This is a genomic window from Peribacillus sp. B-H-3 (assembly GCF_048572925.1).
GTDB lineage: Bacteria > Bacillota > Bacilli > Bacillales > DSM-1321 > Peribacillus.
The window spans coordinates 2,019,011-2,043,350 of sequence record NZ_CP183879.1 but is presented as its reverse complement, the minus strand read 5'-3'; the positions used below and the strand labels follow the sequence as shown (position 1 = coordinate 2,043,350).

22 protein-coding genes and 2 pseudogenes are annotated in these 24,340 nt (G+C 42.2%); all 24 read right to left on the bottom strand.

The window, feature by feature from the left end; all coding sequences use genetic code 11:
- Window positions 1-45: 45 nt before the first annotated feature.
- Window positions 46-1,455, bottom strand: coding sequence for an HslU--HslV peptidase ATPase subunit (gene hslU, locus ACN6MY_RS10105; RefSeq protein ID WP_419883823.1), 1,410 nt, complete (start codon window positions 1,453-1,455; stop codon window positions 46-48).
- Window positions 1,456-1,473: 18 nt separating this feature from the next.
- On the bottom strand, window positions 1,474-2,016 hold the full coding sequence (hslV, locus tag ACN6MY_RS10100) for an ATP-dependent protease subunit HslV (protein WP_071349494.1): 543 nt from the start codon (window positions 2,014-2,016) through the stop codon (window positions 1,474-1,476).
- 155 nt (window positions 2,017-2,171) lie between these two features.
- Entirely contained in the window at window positions 2,172-3,074 is a 903-nt protein-coding gene (gene xerC, locus ACN6MY_RS10095) for a tyrosine recombinase XerC (protein ID WP_419883822.1), read from the bottom strand.
- Window positions 3,075-3,134: 60 nt separating this feature from the next.
- Window positions 3,135-4,442, bottom strand: a complete 1,308-nt coding sequence (gene trmFO / locus ACN6MY_RS10090; protein ID WP_419883821.1) for an FADH(2)-oxidizing methylenetetrahydrofolate--tRNA-(uracil(54)-C(5))-methyltransferase TrmFO — start codon at window positions 4,440-4,442, stop codon at window positions 3,135-3,137.
- A 274-nt stretch (window positions 4,443-4,716) separates the two neighbouring features.
- A pseudogene (gene topA, locus ACN6MY_RS10085) lies at window positions 4,717-6,791 on the bottom strand (type I DNA topoisomerase).
- 373 nt (window positions 6,792-7,164) lie between these two features.
- Complete coding sequence (gene dprA / locus ACN6MY_RS10080) at window positions 7,165-8,031, bottom strand: DNA-processing protein DprA (RefSeq protein WP_419883820.1); 867 nt, start codon at window positions 8,029-8,031, stop codon at window positions 7,165-7,167.
- A 161-nt stretch (window positions 8,032-8,192) separates the two neighbouring features.
- Complete coding sequence (sucD, locus tag ACN6MY_RS10075; RefSeq protein ID WP_071349489.1) at window positions 8,193-9,095, bottom strand: succinate--CoA ligase subunit alpha; 903 nt, start codon at window positions 9,093-9,095, stop codon at window positions 8,193-8,195.
- Between the two features lie 20 nt (window positions 9,096-9,115).
- Window positions 9,116-10,276, bottom strand: a complete 1,161-nt coding sequence (gene sucC / locus ACN6MY_RS10070; RefSeq protein ID WP_071349488.1) for an ADP-forming succinate--CoA ligase subunit beta — start codon at window positions 10,274-10,276, stop codon at window positions 9,116-9,118.
- A gap of 189 nt (window positions 10,277-10,465) precedes the next feature.
- Window positions 10,466-11,536 carry a DUF871 domain-containing protein gene (locus ACN6MY_RS10065; RefSeq protein WP_419883819.1) on the bottom strand — a complete coding sequence of 357 codons (1,071 nt, stop codon included), beginning with the start codon at window positions 11,534-11,536 and terminating at the stop codon, window positions 10,466-10,468.
- Between the two features lie 142 nt (window positions 11,537-11,678).
- Window positions 11,679-13,040 (bottom strand): PTS transporter subunit EIIC, encoded by a 1,362-nt coding sequence (locus tag ACN6MY_RS10060; protein WP_419883818.1) that lies wholly within the window; start codon window positions 13,038-13,040, stop codon window positions 11,679-11,681.
- Between the two features lie 103 nt (window positions 13,041-13,143).
- The gene (gene murQ, locus ACN6MY_RS10055; RefSeq protein ID WP_419883817.1) at window positions 13,144-14,028 is read right to left on the bottom strand and encodes an N-acetylmuramic acid 6-phosphate etherase; all 885 of its coding nucleotides are present in this window, start codon (window positions 14,026-14,028) and stop codon (window positions 13,144-13,146) included.
- A 115-nt stretch (window positions 14,029-14,143) separates the two neighbouring features.
- The gene (locus ACN6MY_RS10050) at window positions 14,144-14,995 is read right to left on the bottom strand and encodes a MurR/RpiR family transcriptional regulator (RefSeq protein ID WP_419883816.1); all 852 of its coding nucleotides are present in this window, start codon (window positions 14,993-14,995) and stop codon (window positions 14,144-14,146) included.
- A gap of 85 nt (window positions 14,996-15,080) precedes the next feature.
- Entirely contained in the window at window positions 15,081-15,359 is a 279-nt protein-coding gene (locus ACN6MY_RS10045) for an EscU/YscU/HrcU family type III secretion system export apparatus switch protein (RefSeq protein ID WP_419883815.1), read from the bottom strand.
- A complete protein-coding gene (locus ACN6MY_RS10040) occupies window positions 15,356-17,299 on the bottom strand; it encodes a hypothetical protein (protein WP_419883814.1) in 1,944 nt (647 codons plus the stop codon). Before ACN6MY_RS10040 ends, ACN6MY_RS10045 begins: the two co-directional genes overlap by 4 nt.
- 7 nt (window positions 17,300-17,306) lie before the next feature.
- Window positions 17,307-18,077 carry a ribonuclease HII gene (locus ACN6MY_RS10035; RefSeq protein WP_419884130.1) on the bottom strand — a complete coding sequence of 257 codons (771 nt, stop codon included), beginning with the start codon at window positions 18,075-18,077 and terminating at the stop codon, window positions 17,307-17,309.
- Between the two features lie 171 nt (window positions 18,078-18,248).
- The gene (gene ylqF / locus ACN6MY_RS10030) at window positions 18,249-19,115 is read right to left on the bottom strand and encodes a ribosome biogenesis GTPase YlqF (protein WP_419883813.1); all 867 of its coding nucleotides are present in this window, start codon (window positions 19,113-19,115) and stop codon (window positions 18,249-18,251) included.
- Between the two features lie 287 nt (window positions 19,116-19,402).
- Window positions 19,403-19,750: a 50S ribosomal protein L19 gene (rplS, locus tag ACN6MY_RS10025; RefSeq protein ID WP_071349480.1), complete on the bottom strand. Its 348-nt coding sequence runs from the start codon at window positions 19,748-19,750 to the stop codon at window positions 19,403-19,405.
- Between the two features lie 128 nt (window positions 19,751-19,878).
- A complete protein-coding gene (trmD, locus tag ACN6MY_RS10020; RefSeq protein WP_419883812.1) occupies window positions 19,879-20,616 on the bottom strand; it encodes a tRNA (guanosine(37)-N1)-methyltransferase TrmD in 738 nt (245 codons plus the stop codon).
- Complete coding sequence (gene rimM / locus ACN6MY_RS10015; RefSeq protein ID WP_419883811.1) at window positions 20,616-21,134, bottom strand: ribosome maturation factor RimM; 519 nt, start codon at window positions 21,132-21,134, stop codon at window positions 20,616-20,618. The genes trmD and rimM overlap by 1 nt, the downstream gene beginning before the upstream one ends.
- A 10-nt stretch (window positions 21,135-21,144) precedes the next feature.
- On the bottom strand, window positions 21,145-21,531 hold the full coding sequence (locus ACN6MY_RS10010; RefSeq protein WP_419883810.1) for a YlqD family protein: 387 nt from the start codon (window positions 21,529-21,531) through the stop codon (window positions 21,145-21,147).
- Window positions 21,532-21,880: 349 nt separating this feature from the next.
- Window positions 21,881-22,110, bottom strand: a pseudogene (locus ACN6MY_RS10005) (KH domain-containing protein).
- Between the two features lie 12 nt (window positions 22,111-22,122).
- Window positions 22,123-22,395, bottom strand: coding sequence for a 30S ribosomal protein S16 (gene rpsP / locus ACN6MY_RS10000; RefSeq protein WP_419883809.1), 273 nt, complete (start codon window positions 22,393-22,395; stop codon window positions 22,123-22,125).
- A gap of 163 nt (window positions 22,396-22,558) precedes the next feature.
- Entirely contained in the window at window positions 22,559-23,899 is a 1,341-nt protein-coding gene (gene ffh, locus ACN6MY_RS09995; protein WP_071349474.1) for a signal recognition particle protein, read from the bottom strand.
- Window positions 23,900-23,911: 12 nt separating this feature from the next.
- Window positions 23,912-24,244, bottom strand: coding sequence for a putative DNA-binding protein (locus ACN6MY_RS09990; RefSeq protein ID WP_071349473.1), 333 nt, complete (start codon window positions 24,242-24,244; stop codon window positions 23,912-23,914).
- Window positions 24,245-24,340 lie beyond the last annotated feature (96 nt).

Below are 24,340 nucleotides of genomic sequence, written 5' to 3'. Positions count from 1 at the left end.
TTCTTTGTGACTGTACCCTATGTTTATAAAGTGAAACTTGTCATCCTATAGTATGAACTGGCTTAAATCTTTATTGCGGGAAATGGAGCCTAGCTTATCTTCCACATATTTAGGCGTGATGGTTACTTTTTGCATGGAAATTTCAGGGGCTTCAAACGATAAATCCTCTAAAAGCCTTTCCATGATGGTATGCAGCCGTCTGGCGCCAATATTGTCTGTATTCTGATTCACTTCAAAGGCTACTTCTGCAATCTTAAGAATAGCATCGTCAGAAAATTCAATTTCTATACCTTCTGTTTCCAATAATGCTATATATTGTTTGATAAGGGCATTGTCGGGTTCGTGAAGGATGCGGACAAAGTCATCCACTGTCAATTTTGCAAGCTCCACCCTGATTGGAAATCTTCCCTGCAGTTCAGGAATCAAATCTGAGGGCTTCGCAATATGAAATGCTCCTGCTGCCATAAACAATACATGATCTGTTTTAACAGAACCGTATTTCGTGACTACGGTAGAGCCTTCTACAATTGGCAGGATATCACGCTGAACGCCTTCTCGTGAAACATCAGCTGATGAACCTCCTGATTGTTTGCTTGCAATCTTATCAATTTCATCGATAAAAATAATGCCTGTTTGCTCAGCACGGAAAACGGCTTCCTGTGTGACCTCATCCATATCAATCAGCTTGCCCGCTTCTTCATTTGTCAGAACCGTCCTTGCTTCGCTTACCTTTAATTTGCGCTTCTTTTTCTTTTTAGGCATCAGGCTTCCGAGGGCATCCTGCATGTTCATACCCATCTGCTCCATGCCGGATCCTTGAAGCATATCAAACATAGAAGCCTGCTGTTCCTCAACTTCTACGGTAATCAGCTCATTTTCGAGTTCGCCTTTTGCCAGCTTCTCAGATATCACTCTTCGCTTTTCATGCAGTGAGCTGTCTTCAGCACTGAAATCAGACTGCTGCTGGGAACTTTCATTATTCCCTCCAAAGAAGACTTCTAGAGGGTTTTTAAAATTTGCCTGTTTTTTAGAAGAAGGAACAAGCAATTCTATAAGGCGTCGGTTTGCATTTTCTTCAGCACGTTCCTTAACGTTTGCCTTTTTCTCTTCTTTAACGAGCCGGATCGATGTTTCCATAAGGTCGCGGACCATAGATTCAACGTCCCTGCCTACATATCCGACTTCCGTAAACTTTGTTGCTTCAACCTTTATAAATGGGGCACCTACCAGCTTAGCCATCCTGCGGGCAATTTCCGTCTTTCCTACGCCCGTAGGCCCGATCATCAGGATATTCTTTGGAACTACTTCATCCCTGAGCTCTTCCTGCAGAAGGGTCCGCCTGTAACGGTTTCTCAAAGCAACAGCAACTGCGCGTTTAGCATCCCGCTGTCCAACAATATATTGATCAAGCTTTTCAACAATTTGCCTAGGCGTTAAATCCGTTTTGTTTGCCATTATGAAACAGCTCCTCTCTTACAGCTCTTCAACGATAATGTTTGTATTTGTAAATACACAGATCTCTGAAGCAATTTGCAGGGCGGATTGCGCAATTTCTTTTGCGGTCAGTGTTTCTCCCGAGAACCGTTTTAATGCCCTCCCTGCAGAAAGGGCATAATTGCCGCCCGATCCGATTGCAAGGATGCCATCATCAGGTTCAATGACCTCACCAGTCCCCGAAACAAGCAGAAGATCCTTTTCATCCATGACAATCAGCATAGCCTCAAGCTTCCTCAAAATATTATCACTGCGCCATTGCTTCGCCAGTTCCACTGCTGCACGCTGAAGATTGCCGTTATACTCTTCAAGCTTAGACTCAAACATGTCAAACAAAGTAAAAGCATCAGCAACTGAGCCTGCAAATCCAGCGAGGACTTTCCCATGAAAGATCCTTCTGACTTTTCTTGCGGTATGCTTCATAACAACCGAATTTCCTAATGTTACTTGTCCGTCTCCCGACATAGCGCTTTGGCCTTTATGCTTGACTGCAAATATCGTTGTTGCATGAAATTCACCCATAAAAATTCTCCTTTTTTATCCCGCATTAATAATCCCCGATTTAAAACATGAAAGTTATCAGAGAAGCTTTGCGGGGAGTAATCGTCAAATCCCTATTTGTTCAACTGGCGTCCAGAGGAAACTAAGATAAATTTGCTGCTGGACGAAGCCTCCCTTTATGCTCTCGGATGTGATGCGTTATATACTTTCCGCAATTGCTCTTTGGTAACATGAGTATAAATTTGAGTGGAAGATATTTTGGAATGGCCCAAAAGCTCCTGCACTGTCCTTAAATCTGCACCATTGTTAAGCAAATGTGTTGCAAAAGAATGTCTGAGCATATGCGGATGAAGCTTTCCTTCACCTGCCGCTTTTTTAATGACGCCATTCAGGATATAACGCAGCCCCCTGGCAGTAAGGGGGTCCCCACGAAAATTCACTAACAGGTAAGGATGGGTTTTCGCTTTGGATGACATGAGTTCCGGCCTTGAATTCTGTATGTACTTAGTAAGAGCCTCTGAAGCAAAGCTGCCGATTGGAACATAACGGTCTTTTTTTCCTTTTCCATGCACCAGGACAGTCCCCATCGAAAAATCCAGATCCAGGAGTTTTATATCACAGCATTCGCTCACACGGATTCCTGTGGCATAAAGAAGCTCCAGCAAGGCAGCATCTCTCAGGCCTAAAGGCGTCTTTTGATCGATTGCTTGAAACAGCTGGTTCATTTCTTCTTCATACAGAAACCTTGGGAGCCTTTGTTCTTTTTTAGGAAGAGAAACAAGGGCAAAGGGATTCTCCCCTGCAATTCCTTCACGCATTAAGAATTTGTAAAAGCTTCTTAAGCAGGAGGTCTTACGGGCAACCGTCTTTTTGGAAAGGCCTTTTTCATACATCATGGTCAAATATAGCCTGGCATCAGAATATTGTACGGATAACAAGGATTTTATACCTTGTTCATTCATGAACAAGGTATATTCACCGATGTCTCTCGTGTAATTTTCAATTGTATAGTGTGAACTGTTTTTCTCAATTTGGAGATATTCAATAAACATTTTTACACATTGATCTATTTCAGCCATGCAAACACCCCACAAAGGCTACTAAATAGTAACATAATTTAAAACCGCAGGCAAATAATTTTACAAATTTTTCATAAAGTTCTGAATTGTTTCCAGTGCCCGCTGTGCATGCTGTTCATTTCTTTCTTTTTTTCCTCTGATTTTTTGTTCCAATTCAGGGAAAAGCCCGAAGTTGGCATTCATCGGCTGGAAGCTTTTTGCGTTTGTCGATGTAATATATTTTGCCATGCTGCCCATTGCGGTTTCCGCCGGAAAAATTACCGGTTCCTCGCCAAGGGCCATTCTTGCAGCATTGATTCCTGCAACCAGCCCAGAAGCAGCAGATTCAACATAGCCTTCCACACCTGTCATTTGGCCCGCAAAGAATAAATCTTCGCGATTGGCAAACTGGTAAGTTGGCTTAAGCACTTTAGGGGAATTTATGAACGTATTTCTGTGCATAACGCCATAACGTACGATTTCAGCATTCTCAAGTCCCGGGATAAGCTGAAGCACTTCTTTTTGCGGTCCCCATTTAAGGTGTGTCTGAAAACCGACAATATTATAAAGTGTTCCTGCAGCATCATCCTGGCGCAATTGAACCACTGCATATGGTCTCTTCCCTGTTTTCGGGTCTTCTAACCCAACTGGTTTAAGAGGGCCGAACAGCATGGTCTTTTTGCCTCTAGAAGCCATTACCTCAATCGGCATGCAGCCTTCGAAGAATATTTCCTTTTCGAATTCCTTCAGCGGAACGGTTTCTGCAGCAATCAATGCTTCGTAAAACCGGTCAAATTCTTCTTCAGTCATCGGGCAATTCAAATATGCCGCTTCCCCTTTATCATACCGTGACTTTAAATATACCTTATTCATATCAATGCTGTCTTTTTCAAGAATCGGTGCAGCAGCATCATAAAAGTATAAATACTCTTCATCCATGATTTCTGCAAGTTTTTCTGAAAGTGCTTTACTTGTTAAAGGTCCGCTCGCAATGATTGTCGGCCCTTGGGGTATTTCTGTCATTTCTTCATTAATTACAGTTACGTTTGGATGGTTTTTAACCAGCTCCGTTACTCTTCCTGCAAATTCATGCCGATCTACTGCAAGTGCACCGCCGGCTGGAACCGCACAGGCATCAGCAGAAGAAATAATGATAGAGTCAAGGTAACGCATTTCTTCCTTTAATACACCGACTGCATTTGTCAGAGTGTTGGCTCTCAATGAATTACTGCAGACTAATTCAGCAAATTTTTCAGTATGATGGGCAGGTGTCTGTTTTACCGGCCTCATTTCATATAAATTAACCTTTACTCCCCGTTTGGCAAGCTGCCATGCTGCTTCGCTTCCGGCAAGTCCTGCCCCGATTACATTAACGATAGCTTCTTTCATTTTACGAACCTCCATGCAAAGATATGATAAAACAGGAACATTTACAAATTTTTTATAGTTTTAGTTCAATTCAGAAAGTAAAATACATCAGCAGGCAAAGATGAATTATATAGCTTTTTTCAACACCTTGTCCACTGGATTCGTTCAATTTGGTGCCAATTCTTAAAAATAACAGGTTTACGCCTCAGATTCGCCTGTTAAAATCCAAAAATGCCAATTCTGCCCTTTATGTAAATCAACAGGAAAAAGGCGAGCTCTCGCTCCCCTTTTTTTATCAAGCCTGCGGCGATTCTTTGTAGTCACATTGCATACATTGTACCTGTACGCCTTTTTTGAGTTTTTTCTCGACAAGCGTGCCTTCGCATTTAGGACAGGATCTGGAAGCGGCTTATCCCAGGAAATAAATTCACAGCTTGGATATCTGTCACAGCCATAAAATATCCTGCGTTTTTTACTTTTTCTTTCAATGATATTTCCCTCATGGCACAGCGGGCATTTCACTCCAATTTCTTTGACGATTGCCTTTGTATTCCTGCAATCAGGAAAATTGCTGCACGCCATGAATTTTCCGTAGCGCCCCATTTTAAATACCATCGGATGGCCGCATTCTTCACAATCTTCGCCTGCAGGTTCATCCTTGATTTCAACCTTTTCCATTTCAGCCTCAGCTTTGGCAAGGTGTGTTTCAAAATCCCGGTAAAATTCATCAATCACTTTAATCCATTGGGTGTTTCCTTCTTCGACACTATCGAATTCCTGTTCCATTTTCGCAGTGAATTCTGCATCTAATATATCAGGGAAAAATTCTAAAATCAATTCCAGGACAATTTCACCAAGCTCAGTAGGAATGAAACGTTTATTATCCAGACTGACATAGCCTCTTTTTTGAATGGTATCCAGTGTCGGAGCATAAGTGGATGGCCTGCCTATACCAAGTTCCTCCATCGTTTTAACCAGCCTTGCTTCCGTATAGCGGGGCGGCGGCTGGGTATAATGCTGCTTTGGCTCAATGTCTTTTGAGAAGACCTTGTCTCCTTTTTTCAGATCGGGAAGCAGATTATCTTTTTCTTCTACTCCATCATCCGTGCCTTCAACATATACCTTCATAAAGCCAGGAAACTTTATCTTAGAGCCATTAGCCCTGAACCGTACTTCTTCATTCTGCAGATCTACACTCATTGTATCCATTACAGCCGGGGCCATTTGGCTTGAAACAAAACGCTCCCAGATGAGTTTGTACAGTCTGAATTGATCCCTGGATAAATATTCCTTCAGCGAAGCAGGCTCTTTTAGCGTGCTTGTCGGCCTGACTGCCTCATGGGCATCCTGTGCATTACTTTGCTTATTTTCCTTTTTCTGATTGCTTCCAATGAATTCAGGGCCATATGTTGTTTCGATATAGCTCCTGGATTCCTGTTTCGCCACATCAGAAATTCTGGTTGAATCTGTTCTCATATATGTAATGAGACCGACCGTTCCTTCTTTTCCAAGCTCAATTCCTTCGTAAAGCTGCTGTGCAAGCATCATCGTCTTTTTAGCCCGGAAGTTCAATTTCCTTGCAGCTTCCTGCTGAAGTGAAGATGTAGTAAATGGCGAAGCAGGATTCCGTTTACGTTCTTTTTTAGACACATCAGAAACAGTAAAATCATTTCCTTTTAGCTTATCCAGGACATTATTTACATCATCCACAGAATTCAGGGAAATACGTTCGCCATCAAGGCTGAAAAAGGAACCTTCAAACTGTTCATTTCCCTTCGCAAATTCCGATTTGATCGTCCAGTATTCTTCTGGAATAAAGGCAGTGATTTCTTTTTCCCTGTCAATGATCATCCTGACTGCAACAGATTGCACGCGGCCTGCGCTTAGCCCTTTTTTTACTTTTTTCCAGAGAAGAGGGCTTATATTATATCCTACAAGACGGTCAAGAACCCTTCTCGCCTGCTGGGCATCAACAAGATTCATATTGATGGGGCGGGGTGATTTAAAGGATTCTTTAATGGCATCCTTTGTTATTTCATTGAAAACCACCCGGCAGTCCGAGTTAACATCCACATCAAGACTGTGGGCGAGATGCCAGGCAATTGCTTCACCTTCTCTGTCGGGGTCAGCTGCGAGATAAATCTTTTTAGCCTTTTTTGCAGCGGTTTTCAATTCTTTCAAAACAGGTCCTTTTCCCCGTATTGTTATATATTTAGGTTCAAATTCATGTTCAACGTCAACACCCATTTGGCTTTTCGGCAAATCCCGTATATGCCCCATGGAAGCTTTCACTTTATATTTTTTTCCAAGATATTTTTCAATGGTCTTCGCCTTGGCCGGCGACTCCACGATTACTAAGTATTCTGACATCCAAAAAGTCCTCCTCAAGAGGTAATATAAATCTTCACTATTATTAATCATAAAAATTTCATTTGTCAATGTTTCTTTATATAAAGAAAAAGATTTTACCGCTTATTGGCTTTGCGTAATCCATTTTTCCAGGCAGCTTTACTTTCATTTTGTGTAAAAAAAGTTTCTTCTATTATATAGTTTCTATCTATGCCATTGTACGGACATAGTATATTGATTTCAAGCTGCCGCAAAAAATGTGCCTGTTGCAAAACTTATAACAGTTTTATAATAATTTCAACCCTTTTAACTTATATTCCTATGATTTTTGTAAAATTTTTATAATTCCCTCATTAATTGGGAGACTATGGAACGAATACAGCAGCAAGGCAATTTAAAATTCTTCTTCAATATCCGAGCTTGACTGCACCAGCTTCGCGCCTTCTTTAATTAAAAAATTTGTACCTTCTGATTCTTTGCTGGTGATGTTGCCTGGGAGTGCAAAGACCTCCCTTCCCTGCTCAAGGGCACATTGTGCTGTAATCAGAGAACCGCTTTTTATCTTGGCCTCAACCACAAATACACCTCTCGACAGTCCGCTGATGATTCTGTTTCTCACGGCAAACATCCATGGTTCAGGCCTCCTTGAAGGAGGAATCTCTGAAATCAGGGCACCTTTTTTCATAATTTCAATACCCAGAGGGATATTATTTTTCGGGTAAATGTGAAAATGTCCTCCCCCTAATACACCGATTGTTTTCCCGTTTTCCTTTAGTGCAATCTTATGGGAAATTTCATCAATACCTGCGGCTAAACCGCTGATAATAACAAAATTCTTCTTCATAAGAGGAGGAAGCAGCGTATTTAAAGCCTCTGCACCGTATTGTGAAGGCTTTCGGGCGCCTACTACACCTAAACCGTTCGCGCTGTTTAATAAGCAGCTGTCACCCTTTAAATAAAGAACCCATGGCGGGTCAAAAATTTGTTTAAGCAGTTCCGGATAGTCAGAATCTATAATCGTTAGAGCGGAAATGCCGTTATTTTCATATTGTTTCAATAGTTTTTGAATATTAATTGAATGGAGGTCACAGTAGAACTCAGTCAATTTGTTTGGGGGAAGGGGGAGGAATTGCTTCCATTCATCGAGCGTTCTGGTGAAAATACTCTGAAGGGACGGATCGATGCTGATTATTTTTTTAATTGTTTTCCAGCCTGCACCGCGGCAATGATGCAAATGGATCAGTTTTTGATTAATATCCATGAAGGTCACTCCTTATATGGGGGATTTTCGGGGATAAGACTGATAAAAGATAAAACAAACGAAGGCTTAGTGCTTCTATGCCAAATATACCATGAAAGTATGTTTAGCAGCTTTAAATGTGTAAAAATCGCCCCCCTGTTTACTGGGGGACGATTTTTAAATTAATGTGTTTTGCAAGTTTCGTAGATGCCTTGTTCTTTTAATACTGAAATAAGTGTTTCACCCATTACGGATGGTGTTTCAGCCACTTTGATTCCGCATTCATTCATAACACGGATCTTTTCATCAGCCGTTCCTTTTCCGCCGGAAATGATAGCGCCTGCATGGCCCATGCGCTTGCCAGCTGGAGCAGTCCTTCCGCCGATGAATCCTACAACAGGCTTCGTCATGTTTTCTTTAACCCATTGTGCAGCTTCTTCCTCAGCTGTTCCGCCGATTTCTCCGATCATGATAACAGCGTGTGTCTCAGGATCTTCATTGAAGGCTTTTAGCACGTCGATAAAATCCGTTCCATTAACAGGATCTCCGCCAATGCCTACCGCAGAAGACTGTCCTACCCCTGCCTGTGACAATTGGTGAACAGCTTCGTATGTTAAAGTTCCAGAACGGGATACTACGCCCACATGGCCTTTAGTATGGATATACCCAGGCATTATGCCGATTTTGCATTCACCCGGAGTGATGACACCCGGACAGTTTGGTCCAACCAAACGTGTTTTCTTGCCTTCCATATAGCGCTTTACTTTTACCATATCAAGAACTGGGATGTGTTCAGTTATGCATATGGCCAAATCAAGTTCCGCATCAACAGCTTCAAGGATTGCATCTGCCGCGAAAGGTGCGGGCACATAAATAACAGAAGCATTTGCGCCTGTTTGTTTCACTGCCTCAGCGACTGTGTTATATACCGGTACGCCTTCAGCTTCTGTGCCGCCTTTGCCTGGTGTTACGCCGGCAACTATCTGTGTTCCGTATTCAAGCATTTGTTTTGTATGAAATAAAGCCGTTGAACCGGTGATGCCTTGAACAATGACTTTAGTGTCCTTATTAATAAATACGCTCATTTATTGGTTCCCCCTGACTGTTATCCTACAAGTGATACGATTTTTTGCGCACCGTCTGCCATTGATTCTGCAGCGGTGATATTCAATCCGGATTCTTTTAAAATCTGTTTTCCAAGCTCAACATTGGTACCCTCTAGGCGCACTACAAGAGGAACTTCGAGACCAAGCTGCTTGGCTGCTTCAACAACGCCGGTGGCAATGATGTCGCACTTCATGATTCCGCCGAAAATATTAACAAAGATCCCTTTAACATTTTTATCAGAAAGGATAATTTTAAAGGCCTCTGTCACTTTTTCTGCTGTAGCGCCGCCGCCAACATCAAGGAAGTTAGCAGGATCTCCGCTGTAATGCTTGATAATGTCCATAGTGGCCATTGCTAGGCCCGCTCCATTTACCATACATCCGATATTTCCGTCAAGGGAGATATAGCTGAGGTCATATTTGGAAGCTTCAATCTCTTTTGGATCTTCTTCTTCCAAATCGCGGTACGCTATAATATCCTTATGGCGGAATAAAGCGTTATCATCAAAGTTCAGCTTAGCATCAAGCGCCATAACATTACCGTCTCCTGTAACAACAAGCGGATTGATTTCAGCGATTGAGCAGTCTTTTTCAATAAAAGCTGTATATAATCCGGTCATGAATTTGACCGCTTTATTAATCAGTTCTTTAGGGATGTTGATATTAAAGGCAATTCTTCTTGCCTGGAAGCCGGTTAATCCGACAATCGGATCGATATATTCCTTAAAGATTTTCTCGGGCGTTTTTTCTGCCACTTCTTCAATTTCAGTTCCGCCTTCTTCGGATGCCATAAGCACAACCTGGGAAGTAGCACGGTCAAGCACAAGGCCAACGTAATATTCTTTCTTGATATCGCAGCCTTCTTCAATTAGTAAACGCTTAACTTCTTTGCCTTCAGGACCTGTTTGGTGTGTAACAAGCGTTTTCCCCAGAATTTCCTGTGCATATGTACGTGCTTCATCAAGATTCTTCGCTACCTTGACTCCGCCAGCTTTACCGCGGCCTCCCGCATGGATTTGAGCCTTAACGACAACAACATTTGTTCCTAGTTCCTGAGCTGCCTCCACTGCTTCTTCAACAGTAAATGCAACACGGCCATTGGGAACAGATACCCCGTATTGTCTGAGGATCTCTTTTCCTTGATACTCATGGATATTCATCTTTCATCCTCCTTGTCAACTAAAAAAGCATTCTTAAAATAAACTGCATGTTCGTATTAAACTAGTATTTGCATCAGCATATGCAAATAATGCTGAATTGCAAAATTAGACTGCGCTATTATTGTATAGAAAGTATAATTAGTTGTCTACTATAACCTATCAAAATATTAAAACTTGTCGAAGAAATCTTTATTGTTTGGCCAATAATATAAAAGCTTGCCCTCCTCCTACAAAGCGCAGCAGAGGCAAATCTTCCTCGACTACCTCCCCGATAACATTTATACAAGAATCTGCCGGAAGGTCCCGTTTAGTTATCTGCAGCTCACCCTGATACCTCCCATAAAGCCGGTTATCAATGGTGATGCTTCCTTTTTTTCTCTCAGCAGGGGATACAGGCTCTATAACCAGCTTTTTTTCCGCAGCATAAATTCTTGTATTTTGCGAACGTACTGCATCCCTGGCAGAATCTGCCCGGTTAATATGGTCAAGGGAGAGAATTTCCCTTGTTTCGGGTGCATCCGAATAAATGCGGCAGCGCAAAGGAATCTGATTTTTTTCATAAATGGAGAATTTATTAAGCGTCTCTTCTTTAAGAGTTAAATCACCAATGAATATTTTATCAGCAAAACATTCATGTTTCAGTTCTAAGAAGGCTTCAAACGGATCCGCTCCACGGTGCTTTTCCATGCTCGGAAGTCCTTTGAAAATTGGCCCTCTCTGTACTCCGTCTCCGGGTACGAATGCCATAACGGTAAATCCCTTCTCCTTGAGCCATTTGTTCCTGCTTGTAAAATCTTCCTTCCCAAGACCAGTTTCAGGCCTCGGATAATAGTTATGCCATGCCTCTGCCATGCTGAAATCCATGGTGCAGTCTTTTAATTCCTGATAAAGTCTATCATCAATCGTACTGGCATTAAGGGCAATTTTCATCATTTTTGAAAGGCGGGCTATCACTTTAGGTTCTACCCCGTAATCCATGCGCAAGCCGGTTATCCCCCATTGCAAAAGATCAGGCAGACTCTCATAAGTAAGGTTCAAATTGTCTAGCGTGACAGGTGAGATATCGGCTACAAGCTCCATGCCGCTTTCCATTGCCTGCCTTCCCAATTCCTTAAGCAATGCCAAATGCTGTACGGCATCATCCTCTGGTATATGGAGCGATGTAAAAATGGAACGGAACCCCGACTTTGACATGTCTCTTATAAATTTCTCCTGGTTATTCTCACTTTGCCTTCCGAGATAAACAGATATCCCAAGCATGTAAACCATCTCCTTTTTATGTATTGCCCCCCCCCGCTGAAAGTACAATGATCTAAATAGCCCCTGTATTTAAGCATATGGAGCATGTGAAGATTTCAGCAAACAAAAAGGAGAGAAAATTCTCTCCTTCTCTCCTTCCGTATCACTTAATATTTTTTGCCATGCTTTCTTTAAATCCAAAAAGATAAGTGAAAATGAAACCGCCTAAATAAGCGATAATGATGCCGATTATATATTGCAGATATTTATCCTGAATCAGCGGAATAAGAGATAAACCAGATACCCCCATGCCCACAGAAGCTGTTCCTGCAAATGCCTGGAAAGCACCTCCGACAGCACCTCCGAGGCAGGCTGTCAAAAATGGTCTGCCTAGCGGAAGTGTAACTCCGTATAAAAGCGGTTCTCCTATTCCTAAGAATCCTACCGGCAGGGCGCCTTTGATGACATTTCTGAGTTTTCTGTTTTTTGTTTTTGTAAATACAGCAATCGCTGCACCCACCTGTCCTGCTCCGGCCATGGAAAGTATTGGAAGCAGAGGAGTGGCTCCCGTGCTTGTAATGAACTCCGCATGGATTGGCGTAAGTCCCTGGTGAAGCCCGACCATAACAAGAGGAAGGAAGGTTCCTGCTAAAATTGCTCCTGCGAAGATGCCGCCAATGTCAAGGATGCCTTTTATTCCTGTTGTGATGCCCGTTGACAAATAGCCTGCCAAAGGCTGGATTGCTATAAGTGTTAAGAATCCTACAAATAAGACCGTAATCAGCGGTGTAATAATAATGTCTACAGAATTTGGCACAATCTTTCTGATTCTTTTTTCTGTTGCGCTCATAAGCCATGCTGCGAAAATAACAGCAAATAATCCGCCTCTTCCAGGGACAAGTGCTTCATGAAACAAGGTTATTGTTGCAAGTGCAGGGTTGAAAACAAATATACCGGCAATTGCACCGAGAGCAGGGGTGCCCCCAAACTCTTTAGCGGTATTCCAGCCTACCAGAACTCCCAGGTAGGCAAATATCCCTCCGCCCATAAAGAGAAGAAGCTGCAGGATGATATTATTTTTATCTGCCCCTGCATTCAGGCAAAAGTTAGCAATCCCGTTTATAATGCCCGATGCAACAAGGGCTGGAATAAGCGGTATAAAAATATTTCCAATCTTGCGGAGCAAATTTTTGAAAGGTGTGTTATTTTTTGCTTTAATATCACTGTGTACCCTTTCTGCGGTGCCTTCATCAATTTCTTCATGTTCACCAAGGCTTAAGCCTGTCAGGCTGCACATTTCTGCTGCAACTTTGTTTACTGTACCGGGGCCGACTACAATTTGAAGGGTTTGGTCTTCAATTACCCCCATGACTCCATCAATAGCCTTCAGACCTCCGATATCGGCGAGCCCATCGTTTTTAAGATCCAGCCTTAGCCTTGTCATACAATGAGCTATCCGGCTGATATTTGCTTTTCCGCCAACTTTTTCATAAATTTCCTCAGCCAGCCTCTGTTCTTTCTTCATACTTTTCCCCCCTGTCTCCCTTTTGCAGAACAAGCTTGCATCCTGTCCTTAGATATATATTCTTCATTGGCAATTTCATGTATCAGCTGTCTTGTCAGGCCGTTTAAAGCGCTTTTCGGATAAAACCCTCTGCTTCAGATAGCCTCTTTATGGCCTCGTCATATGTACAGTTTGTCAAAATCATGACAATGGCCGTTTTAACATGGCCCCCTGCTTCCTTATAGTATCGTTCGGCTGTTTCATAATCAGTTTCCGCTGCCTGCATGATAATTCTTTTGGCACGCTCCACAAGCTTTTGATTTGTTGGCTGTACATCTACCATCAGATTTTTATATACCTTCCCGATGCCAATCATTGCAGCTGTGGAAATCATATTCAATATCATCTTCTGGGCTGTCCCTGCCTTCAATCTCGTCGACCCTGTCAGTATTTCACTGCCGGTATCCGCCTCTACGGCAATATCCGCATACTTTGAGATTTCTGCATGTTTATTGCAGGAAATACTGCCGGAAACTGCTCCTCTGCTTTTCGCAAATTTCAGTCCGCCTATCACATAAGGAGTCCTGCCGCTTGCTGCAATTCCGACAACAACATCGTTTGCGTTTAGAGATAATGCTGTTAAATCCCTTTTTGCAAGCTCTTCTGAGTCCTCCGCTCCTTCAACAGCTGTCATGATGGCCTTTTCCCCGCCGGCAATCAGTCCATGGACCATGGAACTTACAGTGCCGAAAGTTGGCGGGCACTCCGCCGCGTCCAGAATGCCGAGGCGCCCTGAAGTTCCTGCTCCTAAATAAATAAGCCTTCCGCCTTTTTTAAAAGCTTCCACAGTATGCTTGACAATTTGTTCAATCTGCGGCAATTCACTGTGGATGGCGGCTGGGACCGACCTGTCTTCTTCATTCATCACTTGAAGAACTTCCCTTACCGTCATTTCATCCAGATTCATCGTGTTCTTGTTGCGGTTTTCTGTGGACAGTCTTTCAAGCACCGAATCACCTCTCTCATAATGTTTGCGCTTTCATTATAACGCATTGAGAAATTATAAATCAATATTTCTATTAAAATATATGAATTATAATTTCAGAAAATACATTCTGCCTTCCTTATTTTCTCTTTGACAGCATTTCCTTGGATTTATGAATGGATGGATAAATCTCTTTCCCTATTTCATGAAAAAGACTTAAATATAATGCGTCAATAATATTAAGCTGTGCCATTCTTGATGCAATGCTCCCCACTCTCTGTTCTTCCTCAACATCAGGTATGCACAGCTTGATATCAGCCATCTTATATAAAGGACTTTTTCTTAACGCTGTGATGGCTGCCATCACAACTCCCTGTTCTTTGGCATACTGCGCAAGCTCAATGCTTTCCTTTGTTTTACCGGAAGTGCTGATGATAACAAGCAAGTCCCCCTGTTTCATCATGGACAGCTGCGATACAGCATAGTGAAAATCAGAAGAGGCAGTAGCATTCAGGCCTAATTTCATGAATTTGTATTGAGCATCAATGGCAGGTGGAAACGAACCTCCCACACCAAAAAAGGCAATTTTATTTGCAGATTTCAAATGTGATGCGGCCTGTTCGAACTCTTTTTTATCCAGTGTATGGATGGATAATTCTATAGCGGCTTTATTCAGGTAGGTCACCTTCTGAAACAGGCTGAGAGGGGTGTCCTCTGTTTCAAAAAGGGCAAAATGATTGATATTTTCGTCACCTATTGTATTCTCTTTTGCCAGCATGATCTTCAGCATTTTGAAATTTCCCGCACCTATCGTTTTACAGAACCTTACGACGCTGGCTTCGCTTGAATCGCTTTGTTTTGCCAGTTCTTTAGTGGTCATGGTTGGTATAAAACCTGGATGATCCAGAATATATCCTGCTACTTTTCCTTCTGCATCAGTAAACAGCGAGAGATTTTTCCTGATTTTTGCAAGAATACTAATTTCATTCATAATCCTGTTCTCCTTTTTGCATTCAGCAATCTATTCATATTGTATCATTTGAGTTCAATTATAGTGCATGAAAAAAATCACCCTGTTAAGAGTGATTTTTCATTTGTGAATCAATTTTATAAATAAAAGCAAATACTTCAGCTACAGCCTGATAGAGTTCTTCTGGTATTGCCGTATTGATATCCAGCTTTCCCAGCAGTTCGACCAATGAAGGATCTTCTTGAACAGGGATGTTGAATTCCTTGGCCTTTTCAAAAATATTCTCCGCTGTCTTTCCCTTGCCCTTTGCCACTATGACAGGCGCGCTGTTTTTTTCCGTATCATATTTCAGCGCAATTGCTTCTTTTCTATTTTCCTTGGTCATACCCGCATATCCAATCCTTTATATGGTATTTCCGCACCCTGCCCGAATGAACTGCTGCTCGGACCTTGTTCGCTTTTGCTCCATGCTGAAAACTTTATAGCGGATAACTGATAGTTCAAGTTTTCTATTTTTTCTTTAAGCAGAGAAATAAATGCCCCTGAAAGCTGTTCAATTTCCCGATGCTGTTCGTTCATAACCGTGATTTTTATTACCCGGTTCTGGACTTTCATGTCGATAACCGTTTCCTTAAGTTGCTGTAAATCCAGGTAAAACAAAATTCTGCAATAATCCGGGTCAATGCTTCCATCTTCTTTTTTGCGTCCGCTCCATTGAATGCTCACATCTGTCTGAAAACCAGGAAGGGCAACTGGAAGCTGCATGTACACATTTTGGAGCGGCCCGTTTTCCTGTGATAGTATTTGCTGTGCTGTGATTTTATTTATTAATAGAGCTGCCGTATCCTTCACTTCTTTTGGATGATCTTCCTTTACCAGCTGTAAAAGCAAAGATTTCAGCGAAAGAGGATGATCCCCGAAGGATTGCCTGCCCGTTTCTTCAGGCTGTACTAAAAAATGTTCATGATTCAGCCCAAGCAGCTTTGCGGCGTCCTTCAAAAACCTCGGCGCAGAAACTTGAGAACTATCAATTTCTGATAATGCGTTTTCCGCCAGGCTGCTTAATAACAGAAGTTCATTCTTTGGTAGAATATTATCTGCAGTTTTTCCTTTCATTGCCTTCATCAGTAAGTTTGCTGCCTCTTCAACTGCTCCTTCTGCTGAGTCTGTTCCTGCATCTGCGTTCAAAAGCGACAAAAGCAAAGCGCCTTTAGCCGGAAATCCCTTTGCTAAAGGCTCATTTTTCTCAAACAGGTTTTGGACAGCCTGCAGCAGTTTTCTAGGCAGCCCGCCAGTTTCCATATCTGCATTCACCCATTTTACAGGGAGCGAATGATCAGCAGTAATCTTTTCTCCCTTAGCTGCTGCCCCTGCATCAAAAGCGGTATTCACTAAGCTGATAAACCTTTCTAAAACAGGCTTTGATGCTTCCTGGTTACCCGCATTTACTGATTTCGCCTGAGTCAGCATGTTTTGGGCCTCTTTCAAGAAAGGCAAAATCCCGACTGATTCAGCTTGTGCCTGAAGTCTGGGATTCATGAGCAAATTCCCAATCACTTCATGCTCCGATTTATCTATAGATATCAGCCCGGTTTTTTGCAGAATAGAAAATGCGGCTTTATTTTCGTCCTCTGATGACCGCGGGTCCATCCAGCTTGCGATAATTGGAGGGAGCGGGTCTTTCAACAGACGCTCTTTGGCAGTATACATCATTGAAGTGATTAGAGAGCGCGTCTTTAATGACGTTTCCGTATGGCTTCCTTCCAGCTGTGTTAAAAGTTCACTTAATACTTTATGAATCGGCTCTCCCTTGCTGTGGGCTAACAGAGCCTGAAATACGTCTTTCACAAAAGGAAGTCCTGAAGTATGCATCGTTTTTATTGCTGTAAAAGCTTCGCCTTCATTTTCCGCAGTTTTCATCCAGCTTAAGATCTGCTCAAAAGAATCCTTTGTAACAGGAAGCTGATTTTTGAGCATAAACCCTGCAAGATCGATTGATTCCCTGCCTGCCGGAGAGGACAATAGTTTCAATAGCTGTTCTGCCGAGCCACTGCCCCCTCCAGCTGAATTGGATTTACCCGTATCAATGACCTTTAGATGTACCATACCCTGATCAGGCTGCACCTGCAGTAAATAGCTGCTGCCTGCCTTCAGCGGTACATCAAGTGAGGCAATGATCTTTTGTGATCCAATTTGCACTTCTGCCGTTTGGTTCGGAAAAATCTTATTCACCTTTCCCAAGAATATCTGGCCGCTCTTAAACCCTGGTTTCTGTTCGGGAGTGTTTGGCAAAATCGTTTTCATAGATATAAAGGCTGGCTTCATTATCCTATCACCTTTTTACAGTTTTTTCGGCTATCTCCTTTACTGGTGCAAAGCTTCTGCGATGCCATGGGGTCAGGCCATATGTATGCAAGGCTTCTAAATGTCTCTTGGTTCCATAGCCCATATGCTGTTCAAATCCATATTGAGGGAATTCAATGCTATATTCCTTCATTAGCTTATCCCTGGTTACCTTTGCTATAACCGAAGCGGCTGCAATTGAAATGCTTTTCGAGTCTCCTTTTACAATGGAAAACTGCGGAATATCAATCTCCAGTTCCATCGCATCTATTAGCAGATGATCAGGAACAGAGGATAAATTCAAGATCGCTTCATTCATTGCTTTCTTTGATGCCTGGTAAATATTCAAGGAGTCGATTTCATCACTATGTATGATTCCTACACCAATTGACTCGGCTTCATTTTGTATAACAGTAAAAAATTCCTCGCGTTTTGCTTCAGAGAGTTTTTTGGAATCATTCAATCCTGCCAGGTAAAAATCAGGTTTTAGAATAACAGCACAAGCGACGACCGGCCCGCAAAGAGGGCCTCTTCCTGCTTCATCAATACCGCAGAGTGCCGAGAAGCCTTCCTTCTTCAATGCTTGTTCATAAGAAGACATGCTTTGGAACAATTCCTTTTCTTCTTTCAGCTTTGTCAGCTGCTTATCCCATTTTTTTATTAAATCTTTAACGCCTTTTCTTTCATCCAGTCTGCATTCAGCAAGAAAGGCATCCTTTGGATTATGAATACTTTTTAATTTGTAAGCTATTTCCTTCATTTTTAATGCTGCTGTCAATTTCATCACCTATCATTTTAATTATCGGCCAAGTCTTCCTTATTTTCAGTTTTTCATAGGAAATAGCCGGCAGATACTATGCTAAACTCAAAAAAAACGGGGTTTTAGAAATAATGATACAGTACTCATTATCTAAATCCCGTTATTTTATACTCATTCTTTTTCTGTCTGTAAATCTGAAGGTTTTTCGAGAGTCAGCGGCCCCATCTTTTCAGAGCGGATTTCTCTGACAATCAGTTCTGCTGTTTTGTCATAATCAACCAGTCCGCCTCCTGCTAAGCAGCCCCGGAATGTTCCAATGGCATCAAATAGCTCGACAGGTTCTTCTGGCAGGGCTTCGAGGTTGTAACGGCTTTTCAGGCGTTCAGGATATTCTTTTTCCAAAAAACGCAATCCATATAATGAGATATCATGAAGATTTAAAAGGGTATCTTTAATGGCACCTGTTAAAGCAAGCTTTAAGCCCACTTCCTGATCCTCAAATTTCGGCCATAATATCCCTGGAGTGTCCAGCAGTTCAAGCTCTTTTCCAAACTTGATCCACTGCTGGGCTTTCGTCACTCCCGGAACGTTTCCTGTTCTGGCAATATTTTTTTTTGCAAGCCGGTTTATAAGTGTCGATTTTCCCGCATTCGGAATCCCGACAATCATGGCTCTTATTGCCCTTGGCTTTATTCCTTTTGCCTTCATCCTGTCATATTTCGCTTTCAAAAGTTCCTTTGATACAGCAGTAATTTGAGCTAAACCGCTTCCTGACTGAGAGTTAATTGCGAGCGCAGTTACTCCCTGCTCCTTGTAATAATCCAGCCATTGCCTGGTTTTTGCCTGATCTGCCATATCTGATTTGTTTAACAAGATAAGTCTTGGTTTATGCTGGATTATTTCATCTATCATCGGATTTCTTGAAGAAGCCGGAATTCTGGCATCGACCAGCTCATATACAATATCAATAAGTTTAAGTTTTTCCGTTACTTCTCTTCTCGCTTTGGCCATATGGCCCGGGAACCACTGTATTGTCAACTGGATCCACCTCTCTTGCTATTTTTTCAGCTAAATCGTTTTAATACTCTAAAACGATACTGCCTCTGCACTATATGGGATAGTTCGAAGGGCTTGCATTACTGTTTCATCAATTGCTTCTTATCTTGTACGAGAAAAAACACTTTATACGTGTTTCAGATTATATTCAGTCATTCAAGATAGCCTGTTATTCATGATGCCTTGAATAATATGTATTCCTCATTAAAAAAAGGAGCCTGCAAAACAAGCTCCTTTTAACTCTTTTAGTTTAGGCAATCTTAGATATCTTAGCGGCGAATCTCTTTAATACGAGCTTTTTTACCGCGAAGTTCACGAAGATAGTATAGTTTAGCACGACGTACTTTACCATGGCGAATCACTTCTAGGTTAGCGATTTTTGGTGTGTGTACAGGGAATGCACGCTCAACTCCGACACCGTAAGAAACCTTACGTACTGTGAAAGTTTCGCTGACTCCGCCGCCGCGGCGTTTGATTACAACACCTTCGAATAACTGGATACGTTCGCGAGTTCCTTCGATAACCTTTACGTGTACACGTACAGTGTCACCAGGACGGAATTCTGGAAGATCAGTGCGAAGCTGTTCTTTTGTGATTTCTTGAATAATGTTTTGCATGTTTTTTGCTCCTCCCAAAATGCTCTTGCCAATCCATTAATGATTGCAGCGGAACATCGTTATTAGACTTAGGCATCTTGCCAAGTCACGAAACTTATCATAACATACTGCAGAGCCTGTTGCAATAGCTATTCATCCTCTCCTTGAATTTCCTTCAGCAGTTTTCGCTCTGAATCATTCAAAGGGTAACTTTCAAGCAAGTCAGGCCTTCTATTATAGGTTCTTCTCAATGATTCCTTCAGGCGCCATTCTTCTATTTTTTTATGATTTCCTGATGTCAGTGTTTCAGGAACAATCATACCGCGGAAATCCGCCGGCCTTGTATAATGCGGATGTTCCAGCAATCCAGATGAATAAGAGTCTTTGACAGGAGAATCCTCGTTGCCCAGAACCCCGGGCAGAAGGCGAACGACACTGTCTATAATCACCATTGCACCCAGTTCGCCGCCGGTAAGCACATAATCGCCGATTGAGATTTCATCTGTGACCAGATGCTCCCTTATCCGTTCATCATATCCTTCATAATGGCCGCATACCAGGATTAGATGTTCTTCCTTCGCCAGCTCCTCCGCCTTTGTTTGAGTGTAGCGCTCTCCCTGGGGGCATAGAAGGACCACCCTGGGCTTTTTGCCAGCCTGGCTAGTCAAGGCATCGACAGCATCAAAGATCGGCTGAGGCTTCAGCACCATCCCTGCTCCGCCGCCGTATGGGTAATCATCAACAGTATGATGCTTATTGTCTGCAAAATCCCTGAAGTTTGTAACATGATAGCTTACGGCATTTTTCTCTGCAGCCTTCTTTAAGATGGAGGAGTGCAGGACACCTGAGAACATTTCTGGAAAAATGGAAAGTACATCTATTTTCATCAGTCCAAAAGCCCTTCCATTGGTGTAATGACTATTTTTTGATTAGCAATATCCACTTCTTTAACAATCTGCGGGATATACGGAATTAAGACATCTTTTCCCGTCTTAGGTTTGATGACCCAAACATCATTTGCACCCGGAGTCAATATTTCTGTTATTTTCCCGATTTCTTCGCCAGTGTCTGTGAACACCTCACAGCCGATGATTTCATGAAAATAAAACTCCCCTTCTTCCAATGTGCCCAGCTGTGACTCAGGGACTTTAAGGATTCCGCCTTTAAAGACTTCTACCTGATTAACGTTGCTGTAACCTTCAAAGGTTAATAAATCAAAGTTTTTATGAACCCGGTGATGCTCGATAGTTAATTGGATGGGCTCACTTTTATGATCCATGTATAAATAAAGGATGTTGCCTTTTTGATAGCGCTCTTCGGAAAAGTCAGTTTTGGAAATAACACGTATTTCTCCTCTGATGCCGTGAGTATTCACGATTTTCCCTACATTAAACATTTTTTCCATGTCTTCACCTCTAACGTATTTCTGAGACAACTCCGTCTTTGACAACAATCGTTTTTGTCCCAATTGTTTCATCCCAATCTGCACCTATTTCTACTTCTATAATGCTTTGAACTTCTCTCTCCTTCAGCTCGCTTCCAATCGGGAGGATATCCAATTGTTCAATTTGAAATTCAACCAGTTTTATTTTTTCCTGGCGCTGATTGATTTCCTTTTCAAAATGAGAACGAAGGGTTGCAGGCTGGAGCGGCCTTGTTTTTTCAAGTTTCTTTAATTCAAACCGCAGCTGCTCAGCTTCTTTCTGAAGCTGCAGCCTTTTTGTTTTATACTTTTCAAGGAGCTTGTTCTTGCTGGACTCTGTTAAAACCTGATTGACAATCACATTTTGGAGAATTTTCACTCCAGCGCCTCCTTTAATGGTATTTTTCAGCATCGGCAACAAGGGTATGTATAAATATTTTGAAAGCCTGTCCCCATATCAGGACCTGATTTGCAGCAGCTGCCAAAGCAGTTTGTTTCATCCATTTTAAAATATGCAGACGGCTTATTAGAAGAGTTTAGATGTGAATAATTTAAATCAGAGAGAGTTCGTTTGGCCGTTTACCATTTGCCTTTAATACATGAATCAGGCAAGCCTGTCCTTCATGTATGCTTCACTGCTGTACGGGGATACAGACTGTTACGCTGCCTGCTTGCATTGAGGAAAAGAAGATTTATATAGCGAAAAAAGGAAGGGTGTAAGCCCTCCCTTATTCGGAAATCTCCAAATAGATTTTCTTATGCTGTGAGATCCTGCTGCATATACCACAGTCCGAATCGCCTTTGCAACGCGTCCCTGTTTCCCGATGACCTTGCCCATATCCTCTTTGTTTACAAAAAGAGTATACACGACACGGTCTTCTTCTTCCCGTGAAGTAATGTTTACTTCATCAGGATAATCTACGAGAGCAGAAACAATCGTTTCAATTAATTCTTTCATGAATTAAAACCTTTACTTGCTGTTTTTTGCATTGTGGAATTTTTCCATAATGCCTTGGTTAGAGAAAAGGTTGCGGACTGTATCAGATGGTTTTGCTCCATCTTGCATCCATTTAAGAGCAAGCTCTTCATTAATTTCAACCTTTGCCGGCTGAGTTACAGGATTGTAAGTTCCTACAACCTCGATGTAACGGCCGTCACGCGGTGAACGAGAATCTGCAACTACGATACGATAGAAAGGAGTCTTTTTTGCTCCCATACGTTTTAAACGAATTTTTACTGCCATTTTAAATAAGCACCTCCGAATAGTTTCACACAAGATAGTATAATATCAAATGTATGGTATGTTTGTAAAGGTTTTTTTCTTAACAGTCATAAAATACCTTAGCGGCCGGCCTAAAAGAGGCCAATCTGCCAGTTCAAAGTCCAAAATAAGACTAAGAAATCCTTTACATGAACGGGAATTTAAAACCTTTTTTCTTCCCTTTTTGCATGTTTGTAACCTGTTTCATCATTTTTTTCATTTCTTCAAATTGCTTTAAGAGACGGTTTACTTCCTGAATGCTTGTGCCGCTTCCTTTCGCAATCCGTTTTTTGCGCCCTGCATTGATAATCTCAGGATGCTCTTTTTCATTTTTGTTCATTGAGCGGATAATTGCCTCAACATGGCCGATCTGTTTTTCGTCAATGTTCAGATTATCCATGCCCTTAATCTTATTTGCACCAGGAAGCATCTTAATCAGGTCATCTAAGGGTCCCATGTTGCGGACCTGGCCCAGCTGCTCCAGGAAGTCATCAAAAGAAAATGTTGCGGTCCTCATTTTTTTCTCGAGTTCTTTTGCTTTTTCTTCATCAACGTTTGCCTGGGCTTTTTCAATTAGGGATAGCACATCGCCCATTCCAAGAATCCTTGAAGCCATTCTATCAGGGTGGAATGCTTCAAGCGCATCCAGCTTTTCGCCCATACCCACAAATTTAATAGGAGTATTGGTGACAGCACGGATGGACAGTGCGGCTCCGCCGCGGGTGTCTCCATCAAGTTTTGTCAGTACCACGCCAGTCAGGCCAAGCTGTTCATTGAAGCTTTGGGCAACATTGACAGCATCCTGCCCAGTCATGGCATCTACCACAAGGAAAATTTCATCAGGTTTTGAAAGCTCTTTAATATCTTTCAGTTCATCCATGAGCTTTTCATCCACATGCAAGCGGCCTGCAGTATCAATCAGAACATAGTCATGATGCTCTTCCTTTGCTTTTTGGATGGCTTGTTTCGCAATCTCCACTGGACTTACCTGATCACCAAGAGAAAATACAGGCATACTCAATTGTTTTCCCAGCGTTTCAAGCTGCTTAATCGCCGCCGGACGATAAATATCCGCTGCAACAAGCAATGGCTTACGGTTGTGTTTTTTCCTGAGAAGATTTGCAAGCTTTCCGGTTGTTGTGGTTTTTCCGGCACCCTGGAGGCCTACCATCATAATGACAGTCGGCGGCCGGCTGGACGCAGCAATCTTGCTCTGCTCCCCACCCATTAGCTCTGACAGTTCTTCCTGAACAACCTTAATTACCTGTTGACCGGGGGTTAAGCTTTTTAGCACTTCCTGACCTACTGCACGTTCACTGACGCGCTTCACAAAATCCTTCACGACTTTAAAGTTAACATCCGCTTCAAGAAGCGCCAGACGCACTTCACGCATCATTTCTTTTACGTCAGCTTCATTCACTTTACCTTTTCCGCGGATTTTTTGCATGGTGCTTTGCAGTCGGTCGGCCAATCCTTCAAATGCCATTATTGCCGCCTCCTAATCTAACTTCTCAAGCTTTGAGAGCGCAGATAAAAGATCATCTTTTGAAAAGGAATCCTTTTCAGCCGACGCCTTCAGTTCAGCAATCCACTCGTTCAGCTCTTGAAATTTTTGGAATAACAACAGCTTTGCTTCATACTCCTCAAGCATTGCCTCTGTTCTTTTTATATTATCATAAACTGCCTGTCTGCTGATTTCGTATTCTTCGGCAATTTCGCCAAGAGAGTAATCATCCAGATAGTAGAGGGACATATAGCTCTTTTGTTTTTCTGTTAACAACGATTGATAAAAATCAAACAGGTAATTTACACGCGTTGTTTTTTCGAGCATTTGCAGACCCTCCCAGCTGTTAAGTGAAAACACTTTACAAGAATATAGTGTACATTGTTCAAATAGTCCTGTCAAGGGTGAACATATCTGTCTTAA